The sequence below is a fragment of the Dolichospermum sp. LEGE 00246 genome, assembly GCF_015207865.1.
Taxonomy (GTDB): Bacteria; Cyanobacteriota; Cyanobacteriia; order Cyanobacteriales; family Nostocaceae; genus Dolichospermum; species Dolichospermum heterosporum.
In genome coordinates this window covers 1-8,988 of record NZ_JADEWA010000208.1, presented here as the reverse complement: position 1 = coordinate 8,988, position 8,988 = coordinate 1, and the positions used below count along the sequence as shown (strand labels likewise).

General features: G+C 38.2%; 7 protein-coding genes. 3 read left to right on the top strand and 4 right to left on the bottom strand.

The genetic code is table 11. The annotated features are described in order from the left end of the window. The first annotated feature begins 65 nt into the window (after window positions 1-65). On the top strand, window positions 66-1,307 hold the full coding sequence (locus tag IQ228_RS14490) for a glycoside hydrolase family 10 protein (protein WP_027404493.1): 1,242 nt from the start codon (window positions 66-68) through the stop codon (window positions 1,305-1,307). Then, window positions 1,307-1,894, top strand: coding sequence for a hypothetical protein (locus IQ228_RS14485; protein WP_193963283.1), 588 nt, complete (start codon window positions 1,307-1,309; stop codon window positions 1,892-1,894). Before IQ228_RS14490 ends, IQ228_RS14485 begins: the two co-directional genes overlap by 1 nt. 342 nt (window positions 1,895-2,236) lie before the next feature. On the opposite strand, the gene cysS is transcribed toward IQ228_RS14485, so the two are convergent. Continuing rightward, the gene (gene cysS / locus IQ228_RS14480) at window positions 2,237-3,700 is read right to left on the bottom strand and encodes a cysteine--tRNA ligase (RefSeq protein ID WP_193963281.1); all 1,464 of its coding nucleotides are present in this window, start codon (window positions 3,698-3,700) and stop codon (window positions 2,237-2,239) included. A gap of 471 nt (window positions 3,701-4,171) precedes the next feature. On the opposite strand from cysS, the gene IQ228_RS14475 reads away from it, so the two are divergent. After that, window positions 4,172-5,290 (top strand): GTP-binding protein, encoded by a 1,119-nt coding sequence (locus IQ228_RS14475; RefSeq protein WP_027404496.1) that lies wholly within the window; start codon window positions 4,172-4,174, stop codon window positions 5,288-5,290. A 230-nt stretch (window positions 5,291-5,520) separates the two neighbouring features. On the opposite strand, the gene IQ228_RS14470 is transcribed toward IQ228_RS14475, so the two are convergent. The 3 genes from IQ228_RS14470 to hemC form a co-directional block, all read right to left on the bottom strand. Beyond that, window positions 5,521-6,072: an SMI1/KNR4 family protein gene (locus IQ228_RS14470; protein WP_080683952.1), complete on the bottom strand. Its 552-nt coding sequence runs from the start codon at window positions 6,070-6,072 to the stop codon at window positions 5,521-5,523. 94 nt (window positions 6,073-6,166) lie between these two features. Continuing rightward, window positions 6,167-7,660 (bottom strand): glycogen synthase GlgA, encoded by a 1,494-nt coding sequence (gene glgA, locus IQ228_RS14465; RefSeq protein WP_051424469.1) that lies wholly within the window; start codon window positions 7,658-7,660, stop codon window positions 6,167-6,169. Between the two features lie 200 nt (window positions 7,661-7,860). Continuing rightward, on the bottom strand, window positions 7,861-8,829 hold the full coding sequence (gene hemC / locus IQ228_RS14460; RefSeq protein WP_193963279.1) for a hydroxymethylbilane synthase: 969 nt from the start codon (window positions 8,827-8,829) through the stop codon (window positions 7,861-7,863). Window positions 8,830-8,988: the final 159 nt, after the last annotated feature.

Genomic DNA, 8,988 nt, shown 5'->3' with positions numbered 1-8,988 from the left:
AATCCCCATAATAAAATTAGATTTTGTAGTTATATGGATATTAGCAATCTCGATTTATTTAACAAATGAATTCTGTATTTCAGCAAGTTTTCGGATATTTTGTATGTTTGGGATTTGTCATCAGTTTAACAATATTCCCCATTTTTGCAAATCCTGATTATACTCAAAATTCAAATTCTTTACCTGTAACTACAGAAATTCGTGGTGTTTGGCTGACTAATGTTGCCAGTGGTGTTTTTTATATCCCTTGGGGTATTGATAGGGCAATAAATCAATTAGCCAACCTCAATTTTAATACTATTTATCCGGTAGTGTGGAATCGAGGTTACACCTTTTATAAAAGTCCTTTAGCCAAAAAAATCACAGGTTCAGATAGTCAACCTTTGCTGAATTTTATTCATGGTAAAAATGATTTTTTAGCCAAGGTAGTTAAATTGGCTAGAAGTAAAGATTTGACAATAATTCCTTGGTTTGAATATGGGTTAATGACTCCTCCTGATTCTGCGTTAGCTAAACTACATCCAGACTGGTTAACTATTGGACAAAAGGGTGTAGAATCCATATCTGAAAACTTACTAGAAGATATGATTAATGGTGTTTATAAACAAGCTTGGCTAAATCCTCTACATCCTCAAGTTCAGAACTTTATTCGTGGGTTAATTTTAGAAGTTGTCAAAAATTATAATGTAGATGGTATTCAAATTGATGATCATTTTGGAATGCCTGTACAGCTTGGTTATGATGCTTTTACGGTAAACCTTTATCAAAAAGAACATCGAGGAAAAAAACCACCAACTAATCCTTTTGATTCAGAATGGATGCGCTGGAGGGCTAATAAAATTACTGCATTTATGAACAGTATTTCTAAATCTGTAAAAGCAATTAAACCCTATGCCAAAATATCTCTTTCTCCCAACTCACAGTATTTTGCTTATAAATACTATTTACAAGATTGGGAAAATTGGGTAAAACAAGATCTAATAGATGAGTTGATTTTACAGGTATACAGAAGTGAAAAAACCTCTTTTATCACAGAAATGTCCAAACCATCAATAAAATTGGCTATGAAGAAAATTCCTGTAGCTATTGGTATCTCAACCGGAAATTTATTAAAGCCTGTAGAGATTGATCAAGTTAAGGAACAAATAAAAATAGTCCGCAAGCAAAAACTTGCTGGTTTCTCTTTTTTCTATTGGGAAAGTTTATGGGGTTATATTACTCCCGAATCGCCTTATCAACGTCGTCGGGCGTTTCTCCAGATGTTTGATACTCAAGCTGTTAGACCATTAAAATTGAAGAAAATATAATGCAATTATCATCTGTTAAATCTAATTATATAAGTTTAAATTTTACGTTTAAATGGGTTTTTGCTACTTTCCTGGGGTTTTTATTGAGTTTATTAATGATTGAAGTCAGTGAAAAACCAGATATGAGTATTTTAGAAGCTGCTATAGGGAGTTTAACAATTTCTATCCCCCAAAGTTATCTTCTCAGACAATCTATTTTTCCTGGAAAATGGGTACTATCTACTCTTTTTTCTTGGATAATTATTGCAGTAATAGGTGTTGGTGTTTTGGGCTGGACTGTGACTATTTCTGCGTTTCTACCTACGCGAATTTTTTTAGGCATTATTGTTGGTGGTATTGGTGGTTTATTAATTGGTATATCACAATGGTGTTTGGCTATTCCCCCATCATTTCCTTCAGCATGGAAATGGATATTTGTCAATATTATAAGTTGGATGATAGCTATGCCTATTGGTTCAACTATCGGCTTATTTTTGCACAGAATTACTAATTTATTTTTAGGGGAAGTAGTGGGATTAGCTATTACCTGGTTATTGGTGGCAATATTAACAGGAATCTCTGCGGTGAAAATAATTAAAGATTTATAGGGTTTGCTGATATACTCAAAACGGCTAGAAGCTGGACTTTTTTATCATACAAAGAACAAGTTCAAAGCCTCTCCAGTATTAAATATTATTCCTTTTCCCTCTCCTCTTAGGCTACGATGTACACACAAGTTATCGAATCACCATTATTCTTCAAATTACCCCACACTAACCCTCCCCGATGCTTTGGGGAGGGAACTAATTTTTCTGCTTTCCCCCCTTTATGAGGTGGGTAATTTAACTTCGATTAGACATCTCCAGAAAAGATGTAGAGACGTTCCATGGAACGTCTCTACAAAGGCAGGACAAGCCGCATCTTATTTTTTTTCGTTCCTAATTCTTGATTTATCCTTTGTGCCAGCGTGTACCTTCTTTGCTATCTATTAAGGTAATGCCTTTTGTGAATAATTGATCACGAATTCTATCAGATTCAGCAAAGTCTTTGGCTTTTCTTGCTGCTTGTCTTTGTTGAATTAGTTCCTCAATTTCCACATCACTGAATCCATCCTGTACAGGTGTTTCTGTTTCTGGTTTAGCAGTTAAACCCAGAACATCTGCTAATGTAATTAAAGTTTGCCATTTTTCCAGTAATTCATGGGCGGAAGTTTCTGTTTTACCTTGATGAACAATAATATTTCCTTCCCGAATTAATTCTTTTGCTAATTCAAAAATTACTGCTAATCCACCAGGGAAATTAAAATCATCATCAACAGCTTCTTTGAATTTCTCAATCTCAGAATTTTGGATTTTGGATTTTGGATTTTGGATGAGGTTAGATTCATCCCACCCTAATTTTTTACCATGTTGATAACCAAAAAGTAATCCTTCCTTGATGGTATGCCAGCCATTTGTGGCGGCTAATATAGCATCATCGGTAAAATCTATGGGTTTGCGATATTGTGCCATCATCACAAATAATCTTACCGCCATTGGGTCTACACCCCGATCTAATAATTGACGAATGGTGATAAAATTACCCAAAGATTTGGACATTTTTTCCCCATCTACCTTCACCATGCCATTGTGTAACCAATAATTAGCTAAAGGTTTTCCGGTAACGGCTTCCGATTGAGCAATTTCGTTTTCATGGTGGGGGAAAATTAAGTCAGCACCACCAGCATGAATATCTATAGTATCACCCAGGCGATCGCGCACCATCGCCGAGCATTCAATATGCCATCCTGGACGACCTTTTCCCCAGGGAGACTCCCACGCAGGTTCACCGGGTTTTGCAGCCTTCCACAGAGCAAAATCAAAGGGGTATCGCTTCTTTTGATATTCTGCATCTTCGACATTTACCCGTTCACTTGCACCAGCTTGCATATCCTCTAATTTGCGTCCCGAAAGTTTGCCATATTCAGCAAAATTCTGGACTGCATAATACACATCACCAGCAGACGGATACGCAAAACCTTTGTGTTCTAAATCGTGAATTAATCTTTGAATCCCATTCATTGTATGTGTCGCGCGGGGATATTCATCAGCCTCTTTAATCCCCAACCGGGACATATCCTCAAAATAAGCTTGAATATATCGTTCTGCAACAACTTCCATCGAAGAATCTTCTTCTCGTGCGCGTTTAAGAATTTTATCATCAATATCAGTAAAATTTTGGATATAACGCACATCATAACCAATAAACTGAAGGTAACGACGCACCACATCCCAAACAATACAAGCTCTAGCATGACCCAAATGGCAGTAATCATAAACCGTCACACCGCAGTAATACATCTTAACCTTTCCAGGTTCGACAGTGGTAAATTGTTCTTGACGACGGGTAAGAGTATTGTAAATAGATAGGGTCATAATAGAGTAATGCGGAAATCGGACGATAAACAATAATAACCCAACTTGATGACAATGGCGTAAATGAAAATTTTAGTAGCTAATAATTGGCTATAATTCTTATTAGTAAAACTCCGTAATCTTGTTCAGCACTTACGCTACTGGCAAATTGGTAGGGTGCGTCAGAGTGCATAAATCTTGTAAATAAACAGATTATTAATATCTGACGCACCCTACAACTATAATCATTATTAGTAAAACTTCGTAATTTTGTTAACACTTGGAGGTAATACCAATTTTATATGAGGCTACACAGAATCATAGAATCCATTAATTCATCCGGCTTTATCTGCGTTTATCTGCGTTTATCTGCGGTCAATTATTCTGGAAATATTATTCTACGCAGCTTCATCTTAATTTAGCGTTACTCTAATGCCGAGTGGACAAAATCAAGATAAAATTGAGAATACACCAAAATCCCCCTTCATGACTATGCCAACAACAGTTAATTCCGAATCTCACGCAATGGAAGTTGCCAAGCAAGGTTTACCAGTTACCATTATTACAGGTTTTCTTGGTAGCGGTAAGACCACTTTACTCAACCATATTCTCACAAATCAGCAAGGTGTAAAAACTGCGGTTTTAGTGAATGAATTTGGCGAAATTGGCATTGATAATGAATTGGTTATTTCCACTGACGAAAACATGGTGGAATTAAGTAATGGTTGTATTTGTTGCACCATTAATAATGACTTAGTTGATGCTGTTTACAAAGTTTTGGAAAGAGAAGAAAAGCTAGATTATCTAGTTGTAGAAACAACAGGTTTAGCAGATCCTTTACCTGTGGCTATGACATTTCTAGGTTCAGAATTACGAGATTTAACTCGGTTAGATTCTATTATTACTGTAGTTGATGCAGCAAATTATAGCTTAGATTTATTCAATTCTGAAGCGGCTTTGAGTCAAATTACTTATGGTGATGTGATTATTCTCAATAAAACTGATTTGGTTGATGAACCAACCTTACAGGATTTAGAGAAAAAAATTAACAATATCAAAGAAGGTTCCAGAATTATTCGCACAACAAAATCCCAAGTTCCCCTTCCTTTGATTCTGAGTGTCGGGTTGTTTGAATCTGATAAATATTTTGATAACCACGCAGAAGAACATCATGATCATGATCACCATGATCATGCTGATTGTGGACACGAAAATCACGACGATCATGATCATTCTACCTGTGGACATGACCACCATGATCATGAACATCATCACCATTCTGACCATTTAGAAAATGATGGTTTTCTCTCTATTTCTTTCCAAAGTGATAAACCTTTTTCAATTAAAAAGTTTCAACATTTTCTAGATAACCAATTATCCACAAATGTCTTCCGTGCTAAGGGGATTATGTGGTTTGATGAAAGTCCGCAACGACATATTTTCCATCTTTGTGGTAAACGCTTTACTATTGATGATGATCAATGGAAAGGTGAAAAGAAAAATCAATTAGTGTTAATTGGTCAAAATCTAGATACCGAAACCTTACTCCAGCAGTTAGAAAACTGTATTTGTCTTCCTTCGGTAACTAGAGGTAAGGGATTTGGCAAGTAGTAAGTAATTGGACAAAAATATTTACAGTCATTGCGAGGGAAGGGAAGCAATCACAACCCTTGGAATTGCTTGATTTCACTTCGTTCCATATGGCTAACGCCACGCTGCGCTAACGCAATGACATTGTGTAATTAATTCTGTCTCACTACTTAATTAGTTGTTTTCTGATCATATCTAGACCCCCAACCATTGGTGTCAATTTAAGCTCAAATCCCTACCACATCTCGTTCCTAGTCTCTGACTAGGAATGCAGTTGATGAGGCTCTGCCTCTAATATTATTGAAGGCAGAGCCTTCTATAAGCATCAAGGACTGTAAATAAAGATTGACTTCCACAGATAAAAAGTCACTAAACTGATTATGACTTTTGACAAAATCAGGCTGTTCTTGTCCTTCGCAATATGAGTAAGTTGGTGGGTTATCACCTTCTGAAAGTCTGAAAAAGCTGAACTGATATCCCTGGTGCATGAAAAATACAAAAGCATCCTCTGGTAAAGCTTGAGGAAAATCATTTTCTACTAAAAGTTGTTTAGCCCATTCTTGAATTTGTGGCAAATGCTGGTAAAAGCAATCTGAACCACGTAAAAACTTACCTGCCCCATGCCCCATCATTTTTAGAAAGTCTTTGTAAGTGCTGGGCAGCTTAATACCTAGTTGTCGTTCAAGTTGAATTATTTCTAAATCTGAACAGGGGGAAAGAGGATTGTCATTAAAAATAAGATTAAGTCGTGCTGGCACGTTACAAATTTTGCGAATTTCTGCGACGCGCTCTAACCAATCCATCTTTTCTTAATTTTATACTATCGTGGATTAAAAAGGGGCATTTCAAATAAATACCCCATTAATACTGTCTAAAATTCCAACTTACTACAACACCTTAAACTAATTTTGGTTTTGGTTTTAGTTCTAGTGTTGGTTTTAGTTCTAGTTTTGGTTCTGGTTTTAGTTCTAGTGTTGGTTTTGGTTCTGGCGTTAGTTCTAGGATTGCTTCGGGTTCTGGTAAACCATAGATAGAACGATAAAGCTTATCGTACTCTTTAGCGGATTGATACCAACTGAAGTTTGCACTCATCCCCCGTTTTTGTAATTCTTGCCATTGGGGTTTGAAACGGAAACCTTCCCAAGCGCGAATCATGCAGGTGAATAAGTCCAGAGGTTCATAGCGGTCAAAGCAATAACCTGTACCCGCTTCATTGACTGGATCAAAGTGGCTGACGGTATCCACTAATCCCCCTGTACGACGGACAATGGGAACAGAACCGTAACGCAAAGCCATCATTTGGCTGATGCCGCAGGGTTCAAAGCGGCTAGGCATTAAGAAGGCATCCGTACCTGCGTAAATGCGACGGGAAAGAGCATCATTATACAGGAGATAGGTAGCCATGCGTCCAGGATAACGGGATGCGAGTTGCCACATTTGGGTTTCATAATAGCGATCGCCTGTTCCCAAAAGGACAAACTGAGCATCTGTATAAGCCATGAAGCGGTCAAGGATTTGTAATACTAAATCCATCCCTTTCTGTTCTACTAACCTTGTCACCATGCCGATTAAAAAGGCATTGGAATTAACTTCTAAACCCACCTCTTCTTGCAGAGCTATTTTGTTAGCTTTGCGTTTATCTAAAGTATCTATGGTAAAGGGTTGAGCAATGTATTTATCATTGGCTGGATCATAAATATCGGTATCTATGCCGTTGATTATCCCTGATAATTTGCCACTAACAAAAGATAATAACCCTTCTATTTGTTCACCATAGGCAGGTGTTTTGATTTGTTCGGCATAGGTGGGAGACACTGTATTTACTTTATTGGCAAACTGGACAGCGGCTGCCATTGTATTGTGTCCTTGCATATACCAGGGACACCAAGTAATTTTCTCTAAATACCAACGCCAAGGACCTTGATAAGCGAGGTTGTGAATGGTGAATACAGTAGTGATATCTGGAGATTGATTCAACCAGACTGGTAACATTCCTGTATGCCAATCATGACAATGGACAATTTCCGGTTTCCAGTAATTCCAGCAAAATTCCGCCGCACCATTGGAAAATAAGGTAAATCTCCAATCTTCATCTTCTCCACCATAAACCCGCCGAGGCAGAAAAGCTGGATGCTCAAATAAATACAGAGGAACATCAGTACCAGGCAGTACACCTTCGTAAACCGCAAACTCCTGGAACATGGCTGAACCTTTCCAAATGGGTTCTTTGGGAACTGTCATTTTGTCAGGAACAAAGCCATAGTAAGGCATAAAAATCCGCACATCATGACCCATTGCTCTCAAAACTTTGGGTAATGCGCCGACAACATCCCCCATGCCGCCAACTTTGGCAATGGGAGCAGCTTCTGCCGCTACAAATAAAATTTTCATGGTAATTGGTGATTGGTAATTGGTAATTGGTAATTGGTGATTGGTAATTGGTAATTGGTAATTGGTAATTGGTAATTGGTAATTGGTAATTGGTAATTGGTAATTAAACTCTCTTCTCTTGGCTGTCACCTGTCACCTGTCACCTGTCACCTGTCACCTGTCACCTGTCACCTGTCACCTATCACCTGTAACCTATCACCTTATGATCCTCGTTGAATCTCGGTAAAGATTTTTTCTAGGATTTCTGTAGCGCCTTTTTCTCTGAGAATGCCAGCTAGTTGTGCGCCTAACTTTTCAGCATCAGCAGCCGCACCGCTGACGGTATCTTTAACTATTTGTTGACCATCAACACTGGCAACCAGACCTTTTAATGTTAATTGATCACCATTAATTTCTGTATTTACACCAATGGGAACTTGACAACCGCCTTCTAAAACTCGTAGAAATGATCTTTCTGCTAGACAGCGATCGCGTGTTTGCTGGTGTTCAATAGCTTTCAGTAAGCCAATTACCTCAGTGTCATCTGCACGGCATTCTATCCCTAAAGCACCTTGTCCAACAGCATGGAGGGAGATTTCGGGGGTGAGAATTTGATGGATGCGATCGCTCATTTCCAATCTTTCTAAACCAGCAACCGCTAAAATCAAAGCATCATACTCACCAGCATCCAATTTATCCATGCGTGTGATCAAATTTCCCCGCACATCCTTAAACGTAAAATGAGGAAACTTATGGCGTAACTGTGCCAATCTTCGCAAAGAAGAAGTCCCAATTACCGCACCCGCTGGTAAAGTCTCCAGTTTTTCACCTTGATACTTTTTATGCAGCACCACCGCATCTGCGGGGTTTTCCCGTTCTGTAATCGCTGCTAGGGTCAACCCTTCTGGTAAATTAGTCGGTAGATCCTTGAGAGAATGCACAGCAAAATCAATATCTTTATTGATCATGCCCAATTCCAGTTCCTTAGTAAATAGTCCTTTATCGCCAATTTTAGCCAAGGCTACATCCAGGATTTTGTCCCCTTGGGTAGACATGGTATGGACTTCAAAAGTAATATCGGGAAAGCTTTTCTGGAGTTCCGCTTGTACCCAGTATGTTTGAACTAAAGCTAGTTGGCTTTTACGTGAACCAATACGAATAGTGCGTGCAGGACTAGAAACTGAAGTCATAAAACTATTTGTCAAACCAGGCGATAAACTAACATTTATCTAGACTACCGCAGGGAGTGACTTACTGGATTAAATCGGGATAATTCCGTGAAGATTTTCTGTGCCAGTAACTTTACATTTATTTACAATTCTTGAAATAGATCCCCGACTTCTCAAAGA

Bases quoted from the DNA above. Each gene is read 5' to 3' on its own strand.
- glgA (WP_051424469.1), bottom strand. From the start codon at position 7,660: ATGAAAATTTTATTTGTAGCGGCAGAAGCTGCTCCCATTGCCAAAGTT.
- IQ228_RS14475 (WP_027404496.1), top strand. From the start codon at position 4,172: ATGCCAACAACAGTTAATTCCGAATCTCACGCAATGGAAGTTGCCAAG.
- IQ228_RS14470 (WP_080683952.1), bottom strand. From the start codon at position 6,072: ATGGATTGGTTAGAGCGCGTCGCAGAAATTCGCAAAATTTGTAACGTG.
- IQ228_RS14485 (WP_193963283.1), top strand. From the start codon at position 1,307: ATGCAATTATCATCTGTTAAATCTAATTATATAAGTTTAAATTTTACG.
- IQ228_RS14490 (WP_027404493.1), top strand. From the start codon at position 66: ATGAATTCTGTATTTCAGCAAGTTTTCGGATATTTTGTATGTTTGGGA.
- hemC (WP_193963279.1), bottom strand. From the start codon at position 8,829: ATGACTTCAGTTTCTAGTCCTGCACGCACTATTCGTATTGGTTCACGT.
- cysS (WP_193963281.1), bottom strand. From the start codon at position 3,700: ATGACCCTATCTATTTACAATACTCTTACCCGTCGTCAAGAACAATTT.